General features: G+C 57.9%; 22 protein-coding genes. 19 read left to right on the top strand and 3 right to left on the bottom strand.

Annotated features, from left to right (window positions below; all coding sequences use genetic code 11):
• Window position 1 precedes the first annotated feature (1 nt).
• The 10 genes from ACF8MC_RS13280 to ACF8MC_RS13235 all read left to right on the top strand — a co-directional run bounded on the left by ACF8MC_RS13280 (window position 2) and on the right by ACF8MC_RS13235 (window position 10,173).
• A complete protein-coding gene (locus tag ACF8MC_RS13280; RefSeq protein WP_164105285.1) occupies window positions 2-1,255 on the top strand; it encodes a beta-ketoacyl-[acyl-carrier-protein] synthase family protein in 1,254 nt (417 codons plus the stop codon).
• Between the two features lie 11 nt (window positions 1,256-1,266).
• On the top strand, window positions 1,267-1,509 hold the full coding sequence (locus ACF8MC_RS13275) for an acyl carrier protein (protein ID WP_033649480.1): 243 nt from the start codon (window positions 1,267-1,269) through the stop codon (window positions 1,507-1,509).
• A gap of 553 nt (window positions 1,510-2,062) precedes the next feature.
• Window positions 2,063-2,611 carry a tyrosine-type DNA invertase gene (locus tag ACF8MC_RS13270; RefSeq protein ID WP_033635795.1) on the top strand — a complete coding sequence of 183 codons (549 nt, stop codon included), beginning with the start codon at window positions 2,063-2,065 and terminating at the stop codon, window positions 2,609-2,611.
• 481 nt (window positions 2,612-3,092) lie between these two features.
• Entirely contained in the window at window positions 3,093-3,614 is a 522-nt protein-coding gene (locus ACF8MC_RS13265) for a fimbrial protein (RefSeq protein WP_033635794.1), read from the top strand.
• A gap of 97 nt (window positions 3,615-3,711) precedes the next feature.
• Window positions 3,712-4,389 (top strand): molecular chaperone, encoded by a 678-nt coding sequence (locus ACF8MC_RS13260; protein WP_033635793.1) that lies wholly within the window; start codon window positions 3,712-3,714, stop codon window positions 4,387-4,389.
• Between the two features lie 105 nt (window positions 4,390-4,494).
• A complete protein-coding gene (locus ACF8MC_RS13255; protein ID WP_033654092.1) occupies window positions 4,495-7,044 on the top strand; it encodes a fimbria/pilus outer membrane usher protein in 2,550 nt (849 codons plus the stop codon).
• Between the two features lie 7 nt (window positions 7,045-7,051).
• Window positions 7,052-8,113, top strand: coding sequence for a fimbrial protein (locus ACF8MC_RS13250; protein WP_079656753.1), 1,062 nt, complete (start codon window positions 7,052-7,054; stop codon window positions 8,111-8,113).
• A 57-nt stretch (window positions 8,114-8,170) separates the two neighbouring features.
• Window positions 8,171-8,698, top strand: a complete 528-nt coding sequence (locus tag ACF8MC_RS13245) for a fimbrial protein (RefSeq protein WP_033649482.1) — start codon at window positions 8,171-8,173, stop codon at window positions 8,696-8,698.
• A 50-nt stretch (window positions 8,699-8,748) separates the two neighbouring features.
• Complete coding sequence (locus ACF8MC_RS13240) at window positions 8,749-9,444, top strand: response regulator transcription factor (RefSeq protein ID WP_033649483.1); 696 nt, start codon at window positions 8,749-8,751, stop codon at window positions 9,442-9,444.
• A gap of 45 nt (window positions 9,445-9,489) precedes the next feature.
• Window positions 9,490-10,173, top strand: coding sequence for a response regulator transcription factor (locus tag ACF8MC_RS13235; protein ID WP_004931798.1), 684 nt, complete (start codon window positions 9,490-9,492; stop codon window positions 10,171-10,173).
• Window positions 10,174-10,401: 228 nt separating this feature from the next.
• Here the strand turns inward: ACF8MC_RS13235 and ACF8MC_RS13230 are convergent, their stop codons facing one another.
• Entirely contained in the window at window positions 10,402-10,953 is a 552-nt protein-coding gene (locus ACF8MC_RS13230) for a tyrosine-type DNA invertase (RefSeq protein ID WP_033649485.1), read from the bottom strand.
• A gap of 366 nt (window positions 10,954-11,319) precedes the next feature.
• Between ACF8MC_RS13230 and ACF8MC_RS13225 the strand changes: the two genes are divergently transcribed.
• Together ACF8MC_RS13225 and ACF8MC_RS13220 are read left to right on the top strand one after the other, a co-directional pair.
• Window positions 11,320-12,972: a multidrug ABC transporter permease/ATP-binding protein gene (locus ACF8MC_RS13225; protein WP_033649486.1), complete on the top strand. Its 1,653-nt coding sequence runs from the start codon at window positions 11,320-11,322 to the stop codon at window positions 12,970-12,972.
• Window positions 12,973-13,359: 387 nt separating this feature from the next.
• On the top strand, window positions 13,360-13,473 hold the full coding sequence (locus tag ACF8MC_RS13220) for a YmiA family putative membrane protein (protein ID WP_049232362.1): 114 nt from the start codon (window positions 13,360-13,362) through the stop codon (window positions 13,471-13,473).
• 183 nt (window positions 13,474-13,656) lie between these two features.
• On the opposite strand, the gene ACF8MC_RS13215 is transcribed toward ACF8MC_RS13220, so the two are convergent.
• Window positions 13,657-14,877 carry an MFS transporter gene (locus ACF8MC_RS13215; RefSeq protein WP_164105286.1) on the bottom strand — a complete coding sequence of 407 codons (1,221 nt, stop codon included), beginning with the start codon at window positions 14,875-14,877 and terminating at the stop codon, window positions 13,657-13,659.
• Between the two features lie 503 nt (window positions 14,878-15,380).
• Here ACF8MC_RS13215 and agaR point away from each other — a divergent pair.
• The 6 genes from agaR to agaF are packed head-to-tail and all read left to right on the top strand — an operon-like array spanning window position 15,381 to window position 20,061.
• A complete protein-coding gene (gene agaR / locus ACF8MC_RS13210; RefSeq protein ID WP_033649488.1) occupies window positions 15,381-16,154 on the top strand; it encodes a transcriptional repressor AgaR in 774 nt (257 codons plus the stop codon).
• A gap of 23 nt (window positions 16,155-16,177) precedes the next feature.
• Window positions 16,178-17,461, top strand: coding sequence for a D-tagatose-bisphosphate aldolase, class II, non-catalytic subunit (locus ACF8MC_RS13205; protein WP_164105287.1), 1,284 nt, complete (start codon window positions 16,178-16,180; stop codon window positions 17,459-17,461).
• Between the two features lies 1 nt (window position 17,462).
• Window positions 17,463-17,939: a PTS N-acetylgalactosamine transporter subunit IIB gene (gene agaV / locus ACF8MC_RS13200; RefSeq protein ID WP_019455696.1), complete on the top strand. Its 477-nt coding sequence runs from the start codon at window positions 17,463-17,465 to the stop codon at window positions 17,937-17,939.
• Window positions 17,940-17,953: 14 nt separating this feature from the next.
• On the top strand, window positions 17,954-18,733 hold the full coding sequence (gene agaW, locus ACF8MC_RS13195) for a PTS N-acetylgalactosamine transporter subunit IIC (protein ID WP_033635784.1): 780 nt from the start codon (window positions 17,954-17,956) through the stop codon (window positions 18,731-18,733).
• Window positions 18,723-19,616 (top strand): PTS system mannose/fructose/sorbose family transporter subunit IID, encoded by an 894-nt coding sequence (locus ACF8MC_RS13190; protein WP_033649490.1) that lies wholly within the window; start codon window positions 18,723-18,725, stop codon window positions 19,614-19,616. Before agaW ends, ACF8MC_RS13190 begins: the two co-directional genes overlap by 11 nt.
• Before the next feature lie 10 nt (window positions 19,617-19,626).
• Complete coding sequence (agaF, locus tag ACF8MC_RS13185; protein ID WP_164105288.1) at window positions 19,627-20,061, top strand: PTS galactosamine/N-acetylgalactosamine transporter subunit IIA; 435 nt, start codon at window positions 19,627-19,629, stop codon at window positions 20,059-20,061.
• A 36-nt stretch (window positions 20,062-20,097) separates the two neighbouring features.
• Here agaF and ACF8MC_RS13180 read toward each other — a convergent pair whose 3' ends face one another.
• Window positions 20,098-21,825, bottom strand: a complete 1,728-nt coding sequence (locus ACF8MC_RS13180; protein ID WP_164105289.1) for an ABC transporter ATP-binding protein/permease — start codon at window positions 21,823-21,825, stop codon at window positions 20,098-20,100.
• Window positions 21,826-22,030: 205 nt separating this feature from the next.
• Here ACF8MC_RS13180 and ACF8MC_RS13175 point away from each other — a divergent pair, with 205 nt between their 5' ends.
• Window positions 22,031-22,738 (top strand): hypothetical protein, encoded by a 708-nt coding sequence (locus tag ACF8MC_RS13175; protein ID WP_060422165.1) that lies wholly within the window; start codon window positions 22,031-22,033, stop codon window positions 22,736-22,738.
• Window positions 22,739-22,769 lie beyond the last annotated feature (31 nt).

Genomic DNA, 22,769 nt, shown 5'->3' with positions numbered 1-22,769 from the left:
CATGGAGAAAACAAGACGCGTAGTGGTTACCGGTTACGGTGCCGTCACCGCGCTGGGGGGCAACGCGCAGCAAAGCTGGCAGGCTATCATGGCCAGCCGTCTGGCCTATCGTTATCACGATAAATCGGCGGCGGGGATCCACGCGCGCTTTTTTGCTTTGTTGGAGGCCGAACCGCCGCTGGAGGGCGTTGCCGCGCGGGTAAGCCGCCGCTTGCCCAGATTCGCCAGACTGGCGCTTGCCGCCGCCACGGAGGCGATCGAAATGGCGTTTTCATCCAGTTTTGTTGGGCCCGCGCACTTTTATTCGTCGTTGGAGTGCGGAGCGATTATCGGCAGTGGCTGGGGCGGCCAGGATGAGATCATGCAAAACAATGCGGACTATCTGCAATCCGGGCTGGGGCAGCTGTTTGGCTGTTTTCACGCGATGCCGAATATCGCGACCGCCATATGCGGCCAGCATTGGTTGCTACGGGGCTATCAAGGCTCGCCGGCGGCGGCCTGCGCGACCGGCGGCATCGCGATTGGCGATGCGTTTGAGGTGATACGCAGCGGCCGCGCTTCAATGATGCTGGCCGGCGCCTCGGAGTCGCTGCGCGGCAACGGCGCGATCTGGAATATGGATGTGTTGCGTTTGTTGAGTCGGGAGCAAAAGGATATCACCAAAGCCAGTTGCCCGTTTAGCCGGGAACGCAACGGTTTCGTCCTGGCGGAAGGGGCCGCCGTATTATGCCTTGAGGAACGGGAAGCGGCTTTAGCGCGCGGTGCGACGATTTTGGGCGAAATCAAAGGATACGGCAACTTTTCAGACGCTTTTGATCTTACCGCGCCGTCGAAGGATCCTCAGGCCAAGGTGAAAACCCTACGACGGGCCTTGGAGCAGGCGGGGCTCGGCAGCCATGAAATCGACTATATCAATGCGCATGGCACGTCTACGTTGCAAAACGACGTGAACGAAACCGAGGCGATCAAGGCGGCGCTGGGGCGCGATGCCTATCGCACACCGATTTCCAGCACGAAATCTTATACCGGGCACCTGCTTGGCGCATCCGGCAGCTTTGAGGCGATCGTCTGCCTGCAAGCGTTACAGCAGCAAATGATGCCGGCGACCTGCCATTTGCACGAAGCCGATCCCGCATGCGATCTCGATTATATTCGCGAAGGACATCGGCATGGTCGTCTGCGTAATGTCATGAGCCTCAGTTTCGGTTTCGGCGGCGCCAATGCGGCGCTGGTATTTGGCAATCACTATGAATAACGGTAGAACGCATGGAAAAATATCATCGGTTATATGAGACGATTTGCGGCATGTTGCATGAAGCCCGAGGGCTGGAGAGAACGCTGCTGTCGGCGGATATGCCGCTACAGCAGCTTGGGCTGGACAGCCTGGATTATATGGAGCTGATGTTGTTGGTTCGGCGAGAATTCGGCATTACGCTCACTGCGGAAATGCTTATCGAGCATCCTGAATTGACCCTCGGCGAATTGTGCCACCTGATAACCCGTCAATAATTTCATCCCCCCAGGCGATCGCTTGCTAGTGTCTGGCCTGGGTTTTTCGTCTGTTGTAACGTCCATTCCATTCTTTTCGCATCCTGCTTCACTCAGTTATCGATATCCATAAATATTAATGCTTATCCGTCAGGTTAATATGGCCAGAGATGGCGTTTTTTTATTCAACCTTTGGCGGTGTTATGAATGATGAGTGTTAATTATGTGGCGATATTTTTTAGGAATATTCTTTGTTTTGCCGGTTAATTTATCAATCTCACTCTACATCGCGCTTGTAAGTGATAATGCAAGCTAAAGAAAATAGCGGCAGTGCGGCCTCATTATTTATGATACGGCCGGAAAGCTGCGCAGATTATTCACGATAGCGATTCTCAGGGGCGATTGATGGCCGCGAGAATAACGGTTGTCGCGCTGTTCGCATTCGGCAAATCCGTTATACTCCGCGCTGGATGCAGGAACCTATCCATATGTCAGGGGCTGCCCTGAGTGTCCATTGTGGTGATGTAAAAGGAAAATGACAGCCACATTTTTCCTATCAAAGTAATGAGGTTGTATGTCTAATCGTAAACATCTGACGCCTTCTGAAGTGGAGAGACTGCTTGAGGTCACGCTGCATGGAAAGAATCCAGAACGCGATTATTGTTTGATTTATATGTGTTTTATTCATGGGTGCCGCGCCAGTGAAATAGGGGGATGGCGTTTGTCGGATATCGATCTGGAAGGCGGTAATATCTATGTGCATCGGTTGAAAAATGGTTTTTCCACCGTGCATCCGCTTTATCTGCGCGAAAGACAATGTTTGCGGCGCTGGTTGGATAAACGTCAGCGGCACCGCTGGGCAGATCAGGAGTGGCTGTTTCTTTCCAATCGCGGCGGCCGCCTGTCGCGTCAACGTATTTACGGGTTGATTCGCCATTACAGCAAGGTGGCTAAATTGGAGGTCAATGCGCACCCGCACATGCTGCGGCATGGCTGCGGATTTGCATTGGCGGATCGCGGTGTCGACACCCGTTTAATTCAGGATTACCTCGGGCACCGAAATATCCAGAATACGGTGATTTATACTGCCAGCAATGCGCAGCGCTTCAAGGAAATTTGGTAAGTGTGATTTAAGTTAATAACGTTAAGGAGTCACTTTGAACTAAACTGAAACATACTGTAAGGACGCGTAAAAACAATGTCAATATTCCCATGCCTTCTTTCCAGGATAAAGATAAATATCATTTAAAAACAATGCGTTGTGTTTTTTGTGCATGCCGTGTCATCCCTGGCAATCTAAGTAAAATCCTACTCAAAACCCCACAAGTTTAAATCACTGCGTTATCACCTCGGTTTTTTAGTCTGATTTATCAGTTATTCATCAATTGGTTGGTTTTAAATTCCGACAAATGTCTATTTATTGGTTTAAAAATCCAAAGGAGTCACTTTAGTTCAAAATGAATCGTTTGGGTGAATAAGCCAGAATCCATCAATCAACTTGGCTTAAGACGTTTCCCATTCATGGAACTAAATAAAAGGAATGACATTAAGGATATGTCGGAAATAAACCCATGCACATTTTGCATAATTTTAAGGAAAGTAGGATGAAAAAGAATCTGTTGGCTGTAGCTATATTGACCGCGTCCGCATTTACCACTTCTGCATTTGCCGCCGACGGCGCGCTGAATATTACTGGCACCATCACCGATCAGTCTTGCACCGTCGATGCGGATTCCAAAAACAAGCAGGTTGCTCTGGGCAAGATCGCCAAAGATGCGTTCACCCTGTCTAAAACCGCCGGCGCCAAGGCGTTCAATCTGGTGCTGAAAAATTGCCCGGCCACCGTCACCGGCGCCACCGTGCGTTTTGACGGCACTCAGGTGCAGGGGCAGTCCGGGCTGCTGCAACTGACCGGCGCTGGCACCGCCGGGGTCGCGGGCGGCATTGGCGTGCAACTGCTGGACGACGGCAGCAACGTGTTAAATATCGGCAACGATTCCCGCGTCTATACCCTGGCCGAGAACAAAGACAACGTTCTGGGCTTTGTTGCGCGCTATTTCGCTTATGACAACGTTTCCGTCGGTAGCGCCAACGCTACGGCCAACTTCACCATCGTTTATCAGTAAGGCCATGCCGTTACGGCGGCGGAACAGTTAGAAAAATGAGCCAGAGAGCGTGTTCTCTGGCTCTTATTCATCGGTGATGGAAACGGGAAGAAAGAGAATGAAAGCGGGATACTTTGTGCTGACGGCGGCGTTGCTGATGACGCTTTGGACTCCGGTACGGGCCGGTGTAGTAGTGGGGGGAACGCGCCTGATCTACGACGGCGGCAAAAAAGAGTCTGCTCTGAATATCAGTAATCCGGATGCGATGCCTTATCTGATCCAATCCTGGGTTGATGCGCAAGAAGGCGATAGCGCGAAAGCGCCTTTTATCATTACACCGCCGCTATTTCGCTTGGATGGCGGCCAAAATAACCTGCTGCGCGTGGTACGTGCGGGCGGCAATTTACCGACGGACAGAGAGTCGCTGTATTGGCTGAATGTGAAGGCGATCCCCTCGGTGGAAAAGAAAGAGAATACCCTGCAAATCGCCATCAAGACCCGTATCAAGTTGATTTACCGCCCGCAGGGGCTCACCGGCAATCTGGAGGAGGCGGCCGGTAAAGTGACGTGGCGGCGCAGTGGCGATCGTCTGCAGGTGACCAACCCTTCACCCTACTACCTCACCTTTTTCAATTTGAAGCTGAATGGCCGCGCCATTACCGGCAACACCATGGTAGCGCCGCAGGCAAGCGCCAGTTTCCCGTTGCCGACGGCGAATGGCGCAGGAGGCGGTCTGAGCTGGCAAATCATCAATGACTATGGCGGCACCGGCCAGACCTTCACCAGCACATTATAACCGGGCTGCGGTACGTGTTTTTTGCTCCGGAATAACGCTGGAGCAGGTGTTCGGCTTACCTGGCTTTTCGTCGGGCCGAGCCAATCGGGACAGGGAGTTAAAAGGATGAATAACCCGAATTGCATTGGTTTACCAGGGGCGCGATCGGTTCTTGCCGGCCTGATATCTTGCCAGGTGGCGCTGCTGAGCCCGATCGGCACGGCTTATGCGCGCGATTATTTCAACCCGGCGTTGCTGGAAATCGATAACCCGGCGCTGCGCGGCGCCGATCTCTCCGTATTTGAGGAGAACAGCAGCCAGGCGCCCGGGAACTATCGGGTCGATCTTTACCTGAACGGCGAACAGATAGACAGCCTCGACGTCGAGTTCCGGCTTATGCCAGGGGCCGGCGGTAAACAAACGCTGCAACCTTGCTTCAGTACTGAGAAATTGGCTGAATTGGGCGTGAGGGTTGCCATGTTTCCGGCGATGGTGCCTGGGGAGAGTTGCGTCAATTTGGCGCTGGCCATTCCACAAGCCTCTTCGACATTCCTGTTCAATCAGTTGAGGCTGAATTTGAGTATCCCGCAGGCGGCGCTGCGCTTGAATGCGCGCGACTACGTTTCCCCGGATAAATGGGATTCCGGCATACCGGCGCTGTTGGTCAATTACAATTTCAGCGGCGCCAATAGCCAGATGCGCGCCAGCGAACGGCAAAACAACAATAACTATTACCTCAATCTGCGCTCGGGCATCAACTGGGGCGCCTGGCGCCTGCGTAACTATTCGATCTGGAATCATTACTCCGGTGGCTCTTCTTCCTGGCGCTCAATCAATACCTACCTGCAGCGCGATATCGTTGCGTTGCAAAGCCGCCTGACCCTGGGTGACAGCACAACATCCAGCGATGTGTTCGATAGCGTGCAGTTCCGCGGCGGGCAGTTGGCCTCTGAGGACGATATCCTGCCGGACAGCATGAAAGGGTACTCGCCGGTAGTGCGCGGGATCGCACGCACGAATGCGCAAATCATAATCCGGCAAAACGGCTACGTGATTTATCAAAGCTATGTGCCGCCGGGGGCGTTTGAAATTTCCGATCTGTATCCCACGGGTGGCAGCGGCGACCTGAATGTAAACGTGCGTGAGGCAGACGGGCAGGAGCAGCATTTTGTGGTGCCGTACGCCGTGGTGCCGGTATTGCAGCGCGAAGGGCGGTTTAAATACAGCCTGACCAGCGGGAAATACCGGTCATACAGCGGCGGCGTTGATGAACGCCCGTTCAGCCAGGCAACCGGGATCTACGGTTTGCCTTGGGGGGCCACGTTGTATGGCGGCGTGCAGGCGGCCAGTAAATATCAGTCTTTGGCGCTGGGATGGGGGCAGAACATGGGGGCGGTAGGCGCGCTGTCTGCCGATGTCACCCAAGCCTGGACCAAGCAGGAAACCCGGCCGAAGGAACAGGGGCAATCATGGCGTCTGCGTTACGGTAAAAACTTCATTGAAACCGGCACCAACTTTAGTTTGGCCAGTTACCGCTACTCCACGCGCGGCTTTTATAGCCTGCAGGAGGCGCTGGAGAGCTATGGCGGCAACAGCGCCGTCTATAGCGATCACAAGAAGAGCCGCGCCGAGCTGACGATGAGCCAAAGCCTGTGGGAGCGGGGAGGAACGCTGTCGCTCAGCCTGTTTAACGAAGACTACTGGGATAACAATCGCCGTTCGCAGTCTGTCAGCCTCAGCTACAACAACAGCTGGGAAGCGGTCAGTTACGGGCTGAATTACACGTTCAACCAGAACGGTTATGACAGTAACGGCAATCGCAGCAGTATTCGTGACCATATCGTGGCTTTCAACGTCAGCGTACCGCTCAGCAAATGGCTGCCGGGCAGCTACGCCACCTACAGTATGAACGCCAGTCGCAATGGTGCCACCAGCAACAACCTTGGGTTGAGCGGTACGGCGTTGCCGGGAAACAACCTGAACTACAGCATCAGCCAGGGCTATACCGGCAGGGATGTGGGGGCGAACGGCAATATTCAGGCGGATTATAAAGGCTCTCTCGCCGAGTTGAACCTGGGGTACGGCTACGATCGCCATCGCCGGCAGGTGAACTACGGCGTGCAGGGCGGCGTTCTGGTGCACCAAAACGGCATCACGCTTTCCCAACCGCTGGGCGATACGGTGGCGTTGGTGCAAGCGCCTGGTGCTTCAGGGGTGAATGTCCTGAACCAGACCGGAGTCAGCACCGACTGGCGCGGCTATGCGGTTGTGCCTTACCTGACGCCTTACCGGCGCAACATCGTCGGATTGGACGGTGAATCTTTCGCAGAGGACGTCGACATGACGCTGAGTAGCCAAACGGTGATCCCAACTCGCGGCGCCGTGGTGCGCGCCCGCTTTAATCCGGACGTCGGTGCCCGTGTGTTGCTGACCTTGCTGACGCGCAGCGGCGCTCCGGTGCCGTTCGGCGCCACCGTCAGCACTCTCAACAGCCCCTCTGACAATGCAGCCATCGTCGGTGATGGCGGCCAGGTTTATCTGGCTGGCCTGGCGGATAGCGGGAGGTTGCGGGTTAAGTGGGGCAATGACGCGGCTCAGCAATGTCAGGCCAACTATCAATTGGCTAATCAGCCCGAGAGCGGTGGGATTCGCCTCGTTAACGGGCAGTGTTTATAAGGTGCATATGATGGCGACAGGAATATCGATTCAACGTGGGATCATCGTCGGTGGGCTATTGGCGTGCGCAACGTTGGGCGCACCACAGGTGCAGGCGGCTTTCGGGCAGTGTGTTCCTATTTCGGGGACCCATGGGTTTTCATTCCTTTTTTCCCCGGTTTTAACCGACCCGTCGCAAAACGTGGTGGGGCGGATTATTAAGAATGCTGACGGCGGCAACTGGAATTTGCCCGGTTCTTATCGGGTGAAGTGCGAATGTCAGACGCGTACGGCGTCTTATGTCACCGCCAAAATGCTGCTGAGCGAGCCGGTATTCAGCAGCGGGGGATTAACGTATTACGCGTTGAATGAATACCTGGGCGTGGCCAGCGAAGTTTTCGTTGCGGGGTATCGCAACGCGTTTATTGCCGCGCCGTTCACCAATGAGTCTAACTTTAAGACCGATATGGATGGTGATGACGAATCCTGTGCCAGCACGCCCTACAACAGCGGTGCTCGCGGGCGAATTCATCTGTATTTCCGCCGCCCTTTCGTTGGCGTGACCACAATCCCCAGCACCCGCCTGGTAGACACCTACGTCTCCGTGGTGAGCGGGGTGAAAAGCGATGTGCCGGTCTCCACTATCTCCATGAGCGGCACCGTCACCGTGCCGCAGAGCTGTGAAATCAGTCCGCAAACGGTCACGATCGATTTTGGCGATATCTTGACGTCGAATATTCAAACCAAGGGGGCAATGGCGTCCGGCGTCACGCCAGAAGAGAGAACGCTGACGCTGGCTTGCCGCAATATTTCTGCCGGCGTCAAGGTCAGCCTGTCATTTCGCGGTGAGGCGGACGGCAGCATGCCCGAGGCTCTGAAGACCAGCAATCGCGACATTGGCGTGATGATTAAGGATATGCAGGGCAATGTTATTCGGCCTCAGAGCGGGCGCTTGCCGATCGATAACTTCCAATATCCCAACCAGAGTGGCAGCTCACGGATCAGCGTATATCCGATCAACACCACCGGCCAACCTCCTGCCGTGGGGCAATTCAATGCAACGGCGACCATTCAGGCAGAAATTCAATAACGGATATTTCAACGGTAGCACGCCGGGGGCCCGGCGTTTAACGAGAAGGAGCAGATTATGGGGAAGGTTTTTAGCGGTATTGGCTGCAAATTGGCGCTGGCGGGCCTGTTTCTCCTGGCGATGCCGTCGGCGCATGCCGTATCAAAAATAGTGATTACCGGCAACATCAAAGCGGCACCCTGTGAAATCGACGGCGCGAACGGCACGGTTTCGGTCAATCTGGGGGACGATATTTCTGCCGCCGTACTGGCGACCTCCGGTGCCTTTAGCCCGTGGGTGGAGTTTCCTTTGACGCTAAAAAACTGCCCAAGCACCACCACGTCGGTCGTCGCGACCTTCAGCGGAACGGCTGCGGATGAAGGTGCCAGCTTGTACAAAAGCACCGGCAGTTCTCGCCGAGTGCAAATTGAATTGCAAAATAGCCAGGGGGCAAACCTGGGCAATGGCAAGAGTATGGCCCAGTTAGTTAATCGGGCGACGAATGAAGCCAAATTCAATTTGCGGGCGCGGGCATTCAGCGTCAATGGCGGTTCAACGCCCGGTTCGATAGAAGGGGCTCTGCAGGTCACTTTCGTCTATCAGTAGACAAAGGGCTGCCCTAGATGGAAGGTTAACGACAGATTTAAGGTGATGATATGAATATTAATTATCCCTATGGAACAACCTTGGCGGCCGGCAATGCGGCGACGGGGGCCGTGGCTATCATGGAACCTTGCCCCCTCACGGCGTTGGGGATGAGAAACCGATTGATTGAGTCCTGCGGTCTACAGCCCGACAACGTTCGACAGGTGACGAACCTGGTGGCGCTGAGAGCCTTATTCACTCAGCACACGCATCGTTTACTGGTGATGGATTTGTGCGGCAAATCAGAATTGGTATTGGACGGCTTCAGGCTGATTGCCGATGTGCGTGAAAGCTCGCCGGACACCGCGATAATTATTTGTACGGCATTGGATGAACCCAGGCTGCTGCGGCAACTGATCGCATCCGGCATCCGCGGCCTGATGTTGAAGCAAGAGCCGGCCATTGCGTTGACTCATTGCGTCCAACAGGTCTTGGCGGGCTGCAGCAGTTTCAGCCATCGGGTGCGTCAGCGTCAATTGCATGAGGCGACAGCCGACAAGCCTTTGACGGCGAAGGAACTGGATGTGCTGACCCAGTTGTTTTCCGGTAAAAGCGTGACCAGCGTGGCGTTAACGATGTGCCGTGATATTCGCACCGTCAGCACGCATAAACGCAATGCGATGTTGAAGTTGGGATTTCACAGCGATGGGGAATTGTATCTTCAGGGGAAATGGATGGCTGCGCAAGGTTCGTCTTTTGTTCGCTAGGCAAGCGTGCGATGCCTCTGGGGTAAGCAAGCATAGGAGCAGATTATGCATTCATGGCGTCAGCAGCCGCTGAACATAGCATTAATGGACAGATGCCCATTAACGCTGGAGGGGTTGGCGAGTTTTTTAAAAACGCTGCCAACCCAGGCAAAAGTCGTCGTAAAGGAAACCAGCGTCCGCGCGGTGGCGGATAGCGTGGTCTATCAGCAGGCTGACGTGCTGATTAGCGAGATGGATGGTGAAGATGAAACGGTCGCTCAGGGCAGGGAAACGTTGCTTGCCTTGTGCACGCAGTTGCCCGAATTGCGGGTGATCGTCTATACCCGCTGCCAGAATGCAGAAGAGGTGGGGCGTCTGTTGAACCAGCCCAATATTAGCATCGTAGCCAGAGATGACGCTTTGCCGCTGGTGGCGGAGTTTTTTAATCGCGTGCTGCTTGGGGAACGCGTGTTGAGCCCGCAGATAGGCGCTTTTCTGGCGCCTTCCGTTAGCGGAGAGGAGGCGGCAACGCGAAAGTTGACCCGCTGTGAGAGCGACGTCTTGGCCTTTTTGTTCAACGGAATGAGCCTGCGGCAAATCGCCGAGTTGCAACGGCGCAGCATCAAGACGATCAGCGCGCATAAATGCAGCGCCATGCGTAAGCTGCAGGTGAAGAATGACAGCGAACTGTTTTCTCTGCACGGCAATATTACGCGGCAATTGGGGGGGAAATGGTCAAAGGGCACCTAACCTTTAATGAAACGGTATGGGCTATGATTTATCGGCAGGCTTGCCGTTAAAAGCTTACCCAGTGTGGCCTATCCCTGGCGCCGATGCATGAAAAGCAGCTCGGCGTTAAAATATTGCTGAGTAGGCCGTTGATGACGTGCCGGGCTGCCTCTCCCATCTGAATATTGCATTGCACTCGATGTGTTGTTTAACGGAGGACGGGGCTGCGTAATTATTTTCGTCGTGAGGTTAAATGTTGATCGTGCGGAATCGCTCAACGTTGGTCGCGGTGTAAATCACCGTATTCTGGATATTTTTGTGCCCTAAATAATCCTGAATCAAACGCGTATCGATCCCTTTATCCGCAAGGGCGTAACCGCAGGAATGTCGCAACATGTGAGGATGGACCTGAACGCTAATGCCGGCCATCTCGCCATACATTCTCATCAACCGATAGAGCTGCTGACGTGATATCTGCCCGCCGTGGCGCGACAGGAATAGCCATGGCGCTTCAGCGTCAGGATAGTTCGCCCGTTGGGCCAGCCAGTTTAACAGCGCCTGCCGTTCTCGCGGTTGAATGGGGTGCTGAACGGAAAACCCGTTTTTTAACCGGGATATATGGATCCTATTGGAGGTAAGGTCAATATCCTGAAGGCGCAATGCACGCAGTTCGCTAACCCGCAAGCCGTGAATAAAGCACATTAATAGTAAACAACGATCTCGAATGCTATTTTTTCCTTCATTCACAGCGGCAATCAGTTGCTCAATTTCAACCTGACTAAGAAATTTCCTTTTTTTCATTTTCCCTTCCTGCGTCTTAGATGTTGGCGATTTCTATTGTGATGTTTTATTAAAGCATTGGAACATAATAGGCGGCAAAGAAAATAAATAATTTCATTTGTGAATGCATGGGTTTTATTGTTTTATTTTTCAAGTGAATGGCTTTTTGATTCATATATGTTTATTTAATTTATTTCGGGAAGCTATTTAATCAGCGAATATTGAGCGTCCTGTAAGAGCCGTATGGGAATTTTGCCCCCGTCAGATGACCACGGGGATACCGCCTCTCTCAGAACGGTGCTTGATAAACTGTGTTGAGAATTCGTCTTGATCTCATTCTCACGCCGCTTACAATGCCTGCCAGATCGCGACTTCAGAGGTTTTTTCATGGAACTGCTACGGGTGGTTTATCACCAGTATCGTTGGCCATTTCTGGCTGTCATGGCGTTGACCATGGCCAGCGCCGGCTTAGGTATCGGTATCATTGCTTTTATCAATCAATACCTGATGGACGCCGGCGGCGATGCCTTGGCCGTGCTGCCGGTGTTTCTCGCCCTGTTGGCATTGTTGATAGCGGTCACCTTGGGTTCGCAATTGGCGCTGACGACATTGGGCCATTACTTCGTCTATCGCCTGCGTGGGCAGTTAGTGAAGCGCATTTTGGATACCGATATTGAACGCCTCGAACAATTGGGCAGCGCCTCATTGTTGGCCAGCCTGTCCAGCGATATCCGCAATATCACCGTCGCCTTCGTGCGCCTGCCTGAACTGGTACAAGGAGTGATTTTAACCCTGGGGGCAGCGGCCTATCTGGGGTGGCTATCGCCGAAAATGCTGGCGGTCACGGCAGTCTGGGTGGCGGTGACCGTCGTGGGCAGCGGCTGCCTGGTATCACGGGTTTATCGTCATATGGCCAGTTTGCGTGAGTCGGAAGAACGTCTCTATCATCGTTATGAGTCGGTGATTGACGGCCGCAAGGAACTGACGTTGAACCGCAAGCGGGCGCAGGCGCTGTACGAACAGGCCTATCAGCCCGATGCGCAAGCTTATCGCCACCACATCATTCGCGCCGATACCTTCCATTTGAGCGCGCTCAACTGGTCAAACATCATGATGTTGGGCGCGATTGGGCTGGTGTTCTTTATGGCCAACAGTCTGGGATGGGCGGACTCGGCGGTGGCCGCCACCTATTCACTGACGCTGCTGTTTTTGCGCACGCCATTACTGCAAGCGGTCGGAGCGTTTCCGACGTTGGTCAGCGCCGAAGTGGCCTTTAACAAGCTGAAGACGCTGCGCCTGGCCGAGTATCAACCGGCGTTTCCTGCCGCCGTTGGTCGCCCCTGGCAGACGCTGGAGCTGCGCGACGTGGTTTTTCACTATGCAGATACGGAACAGCAGCCCGGTTTTGCCGTCGGGCCGCTCAATCTGACGCTGCGGCGTGGTGAGCTGGTCTTTCTGATCGGCGGCAACGGCAGCGGCAAGTCAACGCTGGCGATGTTGTTGACCGGGTTGTACCGGCCGGTGAGCGGCCATATCGTTCTGGATGGCGTCGCACAGAGCGCAGCGGATATGCCGGACTACCGGCGGCTGTTTTCGGCGATTTTCACCGATTTTCATCAGTTCGATCGCTTGCAAGGGCCGGAAGGCGGTGAACCCGATGCGGATCTGGTCGCCATTTGGCTCGAGCGGTTGAATATGAAAAGCAAACTGCAGTTTGACGGCACCAGGGTGACCAATCCGCAACTGTCGCAGGGGCAACGCAAACGTCTGGCTTTGCTGCTGGCGGTGGCGGAACAGCGCGATATCTTGCTGTTGGATGAATGGGCCGCGGATCAGGATCCGCAATTTCGGCGCACTTTCTATCGTGAACTATTGCCGGAGCTGCGCGCGATGGGCAAAACGGTGTTTGCCATCAGCCATGACGATCACTATTTCGAACACGCCGATCGGTTGCTTGAGATGCGCTCAGGCCATTTACGTGAGCTGACCGGCAGCGAGCGTGAACACGCCAGCCGGGATTCCGTCAGCAGAATCGGTTAACTCACGCCGGCCCGAGCGAGACCAAAACGGGCCGGTGTTCTCTCCGCATGATCCCAGTACATCGCTTCATTTTCTCCCCCGTCTCCAGCGCTGCCTGTTGCCGATTTGGCTTACGGGCAGTCAAATAATTGATAGTTGAATTATTTACCAGTGGTTTAATTTCGACCTTCCAAGGTATGGCACACTGCACCTTCGTTCGCCTATCAATTCAAGTTATCGCCTGCCGATAACAGTGATATCCACGGTGCCGTTCTTACTGAGGCGGTGATGCAGGCCTATGGCTGGCAGTTGTTTTTTAAATTTCCATAGGAAAAAGCTACTTTATTGATCGTTAAAATAGATCAATAATCATCATTTGAATGGTTTAATCTATTGGTTGAGGGCGCTGTGGTGAGCAAGGATGGATCAGATATCAAACGTAGAGCATGGCTGTGTGTATTTATCGGTAGCGGGCTGTTCTGGCTGTTAACCGCCGCCGTGATTTACTGGTTACTGAGTTAGCAGGTTAAGCAGGAAGGCGATTCGTGAACAAGAAGCAGGCTAAAAACCGTGAGGGCGCTGAGCGTCGCGCACAGTCCAAAATTCCGCCGTCATGGGTGCTGAGCGATGAGCAGCGCGCCTTTATTGAAGACTTATGGCAGGATACCGACTCTGAGCCGCCGCGGCCCCCATCGCGCAGCCGCGTTAGCTGATCACGCGGCGGCGGCCGGCCAGCGCGCCGAACAGCATTTGCAAGACGGTCAGGCACAGCAGGACGATCAACGGCAAACGCCAACCTGCCGTCAGATCGTGCAGCAGGCCGAATAGGGTGGGCCCCAGCGCCGCCAACAGATAACCGACGGATTGCGCCATACCCGACAGCAGCGTCGCCTGATGATGATGCTGGCTGCGCAATCCAAAGAACGACAGCGCCAGCACCAGCGAACTCCCCGCCCCCAATCCGGCAAACGTCAGCCACACCAGTGAACTGGCGGGTTGCACCAACAATCCCCCGACGCCGATAAAGATCAGCAGCGAGCTGCCCAGCGCTATCGCCCGTTGATCGTGCGCGCGCGGCAAAATCACCACCATGACAAAGTTGGCGACGATGGCCACTACCTGGTAAATGAACAGCTCGAAACCTGCCTGCTGAGCTGAGGTGCCGTAGCTGGCGGCAAAGGCGCTGAACCAGCCGATGATGGTGTAGAAGGCGATCGATTGCAGCCCCATGAACATCGCCACTTGCCAACCCAGCGCGCTGCCCCAGGGAGAGCGATAGCGCTGTGGCTCCGTCGGCTGCGGCGCTTTGGCGGCGGGAGTGGCTGAGCGTCGCAGCTGCGGCAGCCACACCAGCAGCGCCAGTAACGCGGGCAACCCCCAGCACAGTAAGGAGAACCGCCAGCCGAGGTCGGCCAGGGCAGCCAGCGGCACCGCCAGGCCGGAGGCGATGGCGGCAACCAGCGACATCACCGCCGCATAGGCGGCGATCATCGCGGCGGCGCGATGCGGGAAATCTCTTTTCACCAGCGTCGGCAGCACTACGTTGGCGAAGGCGATGGCGGCGCCGATCAGGATGCTGCCCGGCCATAGCATGGCGTCTTGCGGCAGGGAACGCAGCGCGATGCCGCAGACCAGCAGCGCGAGGGCGAGACCCAGGGTGCGCTCGATGCCGATGCGTTTCGCCAGCGCCGGAGTCAATGGCGAGAGGATGGCGAACAGGATCAGCGGCAGCGAGTTGATCAGGCCGGCGGCGGTGGCGGACAACGCCAGCTGCTGCTGGATCTGTTCCAGCAGCGGGCCGACGCTGGTCAGGGCGGCGCGCAGGTTGGCCGCGATCAGCATAATGCCGACGATCAGCAGAACGGGGCGGTGCAATCGGCGACGCGGAGTCGCGGTGGACGCTGGGGGTGAAGCGGGTTGCGGCATGGGTTCCTCGCACCAGGGCATGCAGTCAATCAGTGCTGCATGGCATGATGCGTTGATTGACGTTAACGCTTACGTACCGACAAATCGACGGTATGCGATCGCAAGTGTAGGGAAGATGGCGCGCGCTGACAAGGGGATGGCCCGGCGGGATGGCGGCGGTTAACCCTCGCCGGCCGCAGGATAATTGCCATTATGTGATCCTGGTCACTGAGTGAACTAAAAGTCAGGGCGCGGGGCGCGCCAGGCGCCGCTTTCGCTTTCCTCGCAGCCCACACCTCGGCGCTCCGGGCTTCTCGCCCATCCTGGCATTTCACTTTTTCTCCCTTCCGCTTTTTGGCTTTTCGATCCGTTTCGATTCGAAAGGTTTTTTGACGGTTTTTTTGCTAAAACCGGGCTGTAAGCCCGATCACAATTTCATTGCTTTCGCTTTGCTGTAATGCCTGCGCAGTAGAGCGAAAGCCATCTTCTCCCCGGCGATGCCGGAAACCTGAGGACCGCAGCTCATGCCAGTGAATACCGCAAAGCGACGTGAACACATTATCGATCTGTTATGCGAGCACGGCAGCGTGCGCGTGGAGCAGCTCAGCAAACAGTTTGCGGTATCCACGGTGACGATCCGCAACGATCTGCGCTTTCTGGAACGAAAAGGGTGTGCGCTGCGGGCTTACGGCGGCGCGATGCTCAATCAGCAATTCGCTTTCGATCGGCCGCTGCGGGACAAGGGGCGGTTGAATCGCGACGTCAAAACGCTGATCGCCAACGCGGCGGCCGGCTATGTGCGCGACGGCGATGCGCTGATCCTCGATTCCGGCTCCACCACCACGCAGATCGTGCCGTTCCTGAAGGGGCGGCGCGATCTGGTGGTGATGACCAATGCGCTGAACATTGCCTACGAGCTTTCGGGAAACGACGGGGTGGAGGTTATGGTGCTGGGGGGCAGCGTGCGCCGCAACTCTTACTCGCTCTACGGTCCGGCCGCCGAGCAGCAATTGCGTCAGTACCGCTTCGACAAGCTGTTTTTGGGCGTCGACGGGTTCGATCTGAGCGCCGGCATTACCACGCCTCACCCCGGTGAGGCGCACCTCAATCGCGTGATGTGCGAGGTGGCGCGCGAGATTATCGCGGTGGCGGATGCCAGCAAATTCGGTCGCAAGAGCTTTTGCATGATTCGCGAAGCCGGACAAATCCATCGGCTGATCACCGACAGCCGTCTTCCGGACGATTACGAGCGGGCGTTAACCGAGCTGGGCGTGGAGGTCATCATCGCCGATCGGTAGCAGGGCGCCTGCATGGGGGCTTCATGCAGCAGTTGTTACAGCTTGTCGAGCAGCACAAGGCCGGTATGCCGGTCGGGATCTTTTCCGTCTGTTCCGCCCATCCCTGGGTTCTGAAGGCCGCGCTGCGGCAGGCCAAAGCGCGCGGCACGCCGGTATTGGTGGAGGCGACGTCCAACCAGGTCAATCAGTTCGGCGGCTATACCGGCCAAACGGCGGCCCAGTTCCGCGATGCGCTGTGGCATCTGGCGGATGAGGTTGGCTTGGCGCGCGATCGCGTGTGGCTGGGCGGCGATCACCTGGGGCCCAACGCCTGGCAAGATCGCCCGGCTCAGGAGGCGATGGCGCTGGCGGAAACCTTGATCGACGATTACGTCCGCGCCGGATTTCGCAAGATTCACCTCGATTGTTCCATGTCGTGCGCCGGCGATCCCTCGCCCCTGGGGGATGCCACGGTCGCCGAGCGTGCGGCGCGCTTGTGCGCGATGGCGGAGCGGGCCTGGATGCAGAGCGGCGGCGAAGCGCCGGTCTATGTGATTGGCACCGAAGTGCCGGTGCCGGGCGGCGCGCAGGAGGCGCTGGCGAGTCTGCAGGTCACCACGCCGCAGGCGGTGGCGCAAACGCTGGAAACGCACCGTATCGCCTGGCAACAGGCCGAGCTGAACGATGCCTGGCAGAGAACCATCGCGCTGGTGGTGCAGCCGGGCGTCGAGTTCGATCACCACCGCGTCGAACGCTATCAGCCGCAGCGCGCCGACGCATTGAGCCATTTCATCGAACGCCAGCCGGGAATGATCTATGAAGCGCACTCCACGGACTATCAGCCGCCGCAGGCCTACCGCCAACTGGTGCGCGATCACTTCGCCATCCTGAAGGTGGGGCCGGCGCTGACCTTCGCGCTGCGCGAAGCGCTGTTCGCCCTCGATCGCATCGAGCGTGAATGGCTGGGGGAGCGCCAGTCGGCGCAGCTGTGCGCCACGCTGGAGCAGGTGATGCGCGAGCAGCCGCAGCAGTGGAGCCGCTACTACCACGGCACGCCGCACCAACAGTACCTCGATCGCCACTACAGCCTGAGCGATCGGGTGCGTTACTACTGGCCGCAGCCGCAGGTGCAGCAGGCGGTCGACGGGCTGCTGGACAACCTGCGCCGCAGCCCGGCGCCGCTGGCGCTGCTCAGCCAGTACCTGCCGGATCAGGCGCGGGCGCTGAACGCCGGCGAATTGAGCGCCGATCCGCAAGAGTGGGTGCTGCATAAAGTGACGCAGGTGCTCGACGATTACCACGCCGCCTGCTACCCGGAGGGCCGCTGACATGCCGAACATTTTAATGACCCGCATCGACAATCGCCTGGTGCACGGCCAGGTGGGCGTGACCTGGACCAACACCCTCGGCGCCAACCTGGTGGTGGTGGCCAACGACGAGGCCGCCGCCGATCCGGTGCAGCAGAACCTGATGGACATGGTGGTGGCGGAAGGGGTGCAGACCCGCTACTTCACGCTGCAGAAAACCATCGACGTGATCCACAAGGCGGCGGATCGGCAGAAGATTTTTCTGGTGTGCAAAACGCCGCAGGATGTGTTGACGCTGGTACGCGGCGGGGTGCCGATCCGTTTCGTCAACGTCGGCAACATGCACTTCGCCGAGGGGAAGCGGCAGGTGCACAAAACGGTGTCGCTGGACGACGGCGACGTGGCCGCGTTTCGCGCGTTAGCGGCGCTGGGCGTGGAGTGCGAAGTGCGCCGGGTGCCGGATGAGGCGGGCGAGGCGATCGGCAAATTGCTCTTTTGAGCCAGGGGGAAAGCATGTTGACGGATGCGTTATTGATTGCGTTGTTGGCCGGGCTGGCGGGGGTGGACCTGTTCGACGGCCTGACCCACTTCCATCGGCCGGTGGTGATGGGGCCGCTGGTGGGGCTGATTTTGGGCGATGTCTACACCGGCTTGCTGGTGGGCGGCACGCTGGAGCTGGTGTGGATGGGGATGGTGCCGCTGGCGGGCGCCCAACCGCCGAACGTGGTGATCGGCGGGGTGATCGGCACCGCGTTCGCCATTCTGACCAAGGCCGACCCTAAAGTGGCGATCGGCGTGGCGGTGCCATTCTCGATTGCGGTGCAGGGCTGCATCACGCTGCTGTTTACGCTGTTCTCGCCGATGATGCACCGCTGCGATCGCATGGTGAAAGAGCTGAACTGGCGCGGCGTCGAACGGGTGAACTATCTCGGCATCGGCATCCTGTTCATCTTCTATTTCGTGGTGGCGTTCCTGCCGATTTACTTCGGCGCCGATGCGGCCAGCGCCATGGTGCAGAAGGCGCCGGGTTGGCTGCTGGACGGGCTGGCGGTGGCGGGCGGCATGATGCCGGCGATCGGCTTCTCGCTGCTGATGAAGGTGATGATGAAAAAAACCTACGTGGCCTATTTTATCCTCGGCTTTATCTCGGTCACGTTCCTCAAGCTGCCGATCCTGGCGGTGGCGCTGGGCGCCCTGGCGATCGCCCTGATCGATTTCTTCAACACGCAACGCGGCGCGGCAGAGGCGACGGCCCGGCCCGCTCCGCAGGAGGACGCCGAAGATGGCATTTAACGATTCCGACGATCTGCTGGCGCAAAAGGCCGAGCAACGCATGGCGCAGGCGCTGGCCACCAGCCAGGTGGAGCAGGACGACTATCTGGACAGCCAGCCCGCCGAAGCGCTGACGCGCGGCGACATCAACCGCATGGCCTGGCGTTCGCTGCTGCTGCAGGCGTCGTTCAACTATGAACGCATGCAGGCCGGCGGCTGGCTGTATCAGCTGATCCCCGGGCTGCGCAAGATCCACCGCAACCCGCAGGATCTGGCCAACTCGATGAAGATGCACATGGAATTTATCAACGTGCACCCGTTCGACGTCACCTTCCTGTCCGGTCTGGTGCTGGCGATGGAGCAGAACAAGGAGAAGATCTCCACCATTCGCGCGGTGAAAGTGGCGCTGATGGGGCCGCTCGGCGGCATCGGCGACGCGCTGTTTTGGCTGACGCTGCTGCCGATCTGCGCCGGGATAGGCGCTTCGCTGGCATTGGAGGGCAGCCTGTTCGGGCCGATCGTCTTCCTGCTGCTGTTCAACCTGTTCCACTTCGGCCTGCGCTTCGGGCTGGCGCACTACGGCTATCAGGCCGGTACCAGCGCGTTGGCGCTGTTGAAGACCCACACCCGGCGCATTTCTCACGCCGCGTCGATCGTCGGCATGACGGTGATCGGCGCACTGGTGGCCTCGTATGTGCATCTGTCCACGCCGTTGGTGATGCATGCCGGCAAAGCCAGGGTGGCGCTGCAGACAGACGTGCTGGACAAGTTGATGCCCAACTTGTTGCCGCTGTGCTTCACGCTGCTCATTTTCTTCCTGATGAAGCGCGGTTTCTCGCCGGTGAAGCTGATTGGCGTCACCGTAGCGATCGGCGTGGCGGGCAAATTTATCGGCATTTTGTGAGGAGTGGGCTATGCCAGGCATGGTGATTACCGGCCACGGCGGCTTCGCCACCGGGCTGTTGCAGGCGGTGGAGCAGGTGGTGGGGCCGCAGCCGCACTGCGCGGCGGTCGATTTCCCCGAACAGATGAGCACCGCGCAGCTCAACGACGCCTTGCGCTCGGCGCTGGCGGCGGTGGCGCAGCCGGACGGCGTGGTGTTTCTCACCGACATGCTCGGCGGCTCGCCGTTCCGCAGCGCCTGCGAACTGGCGGATGCGCAGGGCGATTGCGAAGTGCTTACCGGCGTCAACATGCAGCTGGCGGCGGAAATGATGCTGGAGCGCGACGGGTTGAGCCTGGATGAGTTTCGCGAGGTGGCGCTGGCGTGCGGCAAACGCGGCCTGACCAGCCTGTGGCATGAGCGCCGCCGGGTGAAATGCGAAGACGTGCCGGCCGACGGCATCTGAACGAACGCCGGGCGCCGCCGCGCCCGGCTCTGCGGGTTATGCCGGCAGCGGGCTTAGCATCAGGCGCGCCGGTTGATCTTCGCTGCGGCTGAAGCGCCAGCAGGTCTGGTGGTACTTCGCCACGCTGTTGCGGTGCGCCACGCTGATCAGCGTCACGTCCGGCAGTTCATCCACCAGCAGGCAGTACATCAACTGTTCGGTTTCGTCGTCCAGCGCGCTGGTGGCCTCGTCGAGGAACAGGATGTTCGGGCGAATCAACAGGGCACGGGCGAACGCCAGCCGCTGTTGCTCGCCCGGCGACAGGCGATGGCTCCAGTTGGCGGAGGTATCCAGCCAACGCAGCAGGTGCTTCAGGCGGCAGTTTTCCAGCACTCGCATCAGCTGCGGATCGCTGTATTCCGACGCCAGGCTCGGGTAGCTCAACGCTTCGCGCAGCGTGCCGATCGGAATGTAGCTGCGCTGCGGCAGGAACAACGTGTTGGCATTGGCCGCTACCCCAATGGCGCCCGCGCCGTAAGGCCAGATACCGGCGATGGCCCGCAGCAGCGTCGACTTGCCGCAGCCGGAAGGGCCGACGATCAGCAGGCGATCGCCGCGTTGCAGCGTCATCTCGGCGCCGGCCAGCAGCGGCTGGCCGTCGGGCAAGTGCAGGCTGAGGTTGCTCAGCGTCAACGGATGGGCGGTCTCTTCCCGCAGCTGAATGCCGCGCGGCTGATGATGCACCTGATCGACGGCGGCGTTGAAGCCGGCCAGACGGTTGACGCAGGCTTTCCAGGTCGCCAAATCGTTAAATGCGTCGATGAACCACGACAGCGCACCCTGTACCTGGCCGAAGGCCGAGGCGATCTGCATCAGGCCGCCCATCTGAATGGCGCCGGAGAAGTAGCGCGGCGCCGCCACCAGCAGGGGAAATACAATGGCGAACTGGCCGTAGAAGTTGGTGGCGATGTTCAGCCGCCGGGTGATGCGCATAATCGCCCACCAGTTGCTGCGAATGGTGTCAAAACGATCGCCCAGCTGCTGCGCCTCGCGCGGTTCGCCGTGGTACAGCGCGATGGCGTCGTTGTTTTCGCGGATGCGGATCAGGCCGAAACGGAAGTTTGCCTCATACCGTTCCTGGTTGAAGCCCAGCATGACCAGCGGTTTGCCGACCCACCAGATCAGCAGCGATCCCAGCACCGCATACAGTAGCGCGAACCACACCATATAACCGGGCAAGGTGATGGCATGCTGGCCGAGCGCGAAGGTCATTGGCCCGCTGACGTGCCATAGGATGTCGATAAAGGAAAACAGCGTCACCAGGCTGGAGAGCAGCCCGAGCGACAGCGACAGGGTATATTGGGTCAATACGTTGAGATCTTCGGCAATACGCTGATCGGGGTTATCGACGATCTGCTGCTGCTCGGCGTGGTAATACGCCTGGTGCGCCAGCCATTTTTCCATGAACTTTTCCGTCATCCAGCGCCGCCAGCGCATCTGCAGCCCCTGAGTCAGGTAGATCTTGTAGACCGCCAGCACGATGAAGATCAGCGCCAGATAGGTAAAACGCCACAGCTGCGCCTTGAATACCGGGTAGTTCTTGTTCTGCAGCGCATCGTAGAACACCTGATTCCACTGGTTGATCTGCACGCTGATATAGACCAGACCGAGCGACAGGACGACGATGGCGATCAGCATCATCCAGGCGCGCCATCGCTCCTCCGACACCCAAAAGGGTTTGATCAGCTGCCACACGGCGTGTTTCTGCAAGGGGGTTGCGTTCATAACGGCTCGATAATTGCGGTATTTCGTTCAGCATGGGCTGCGGGACGGTAACAAACAAACCGCGACTGTAAGCAGTTTTAACTCCGCTAACCGTTTGAAATAAGGCGGCTGAATCGACAGCGGCACACCGACGGGCGCAATTGCGGCATACACTCCACCGCCGGGCGGTTATACTGGCGCCGAATTTTTGCAGAAAGGATAAACGATGAAGGCTTGGTTTCCCCTGTTGCTGACCTGCGGCGTCTTCGCCGGCGCCCGGGCCTGGGCGCACATTGACGAGCCGGACATCGCCGCCGACTGCCAAAAGGTGGCGAGCTACGCCGAACTGGGAAAAAAGGCCTATCAGCGGCAGGATTACGCCAAAGCTGCCGACATCTTTCGCGATCAGGCGGCCTGGAGCGAGTTTTGCGGCCTGAGCGAGCAGGCCATCGCCACGGCCTACAACAACGTGGCGCTGTCGCTGATGCGCGCCGGGGAATTGCTCAAGGCACAGGCCTACCTGGCGCTGGCGCCGCACGATGACAAATCGCAGCACAACATGAGCCTGTTGCGCCAACGCCTGGCGCAGCGGCCGCAGCCACAGGGGCCGGGCGGCGTGTATTGGCAATACGCCGGGCGCGGCGTGTGGAGCGAAGTGGCGGTGAAGCCGCAGGGCGAGCGCTGGCTGATCGATTTTTCCGGCTACGCCATGCCGCTGATGGGGCTGTATTACGGGCCGAACATGGGTGACTTCACCGCCGAGCTGCCAATCGAGCACGGCAAAGCGGTCTACCATCAGCATGACTCGGAAAGCGCGCAGGTCTGCGACGTCACGCTGGAATTTGGCGAGCAAGCGCTGGAGATGCACACGCGGGGGGATTGCGGGTTCGGTCACAACGTGCGCGCGGAAGGGCGGTTCGTGCGGGTCGAATGACCCGCCCCGGCAGCCGGGACGGGAAAGGTAG

The organism is Serratia sp. LACPHL-BACT-2024-00286, from assembly GCF_043109535.1.
Taxonomy (GTDB): domain Bacteria; phylum Pseudomonadota; class Gammaproteobacteria; order Enterobacterales; family Enterobacteriaceae; genus Serratia; species Serratia sarumanii.
The sequence above is the reverse complement of the archived record's forward strand: the minus strand, read 5'-3'. Positions and strand labels throughout refer to the sequence as shown.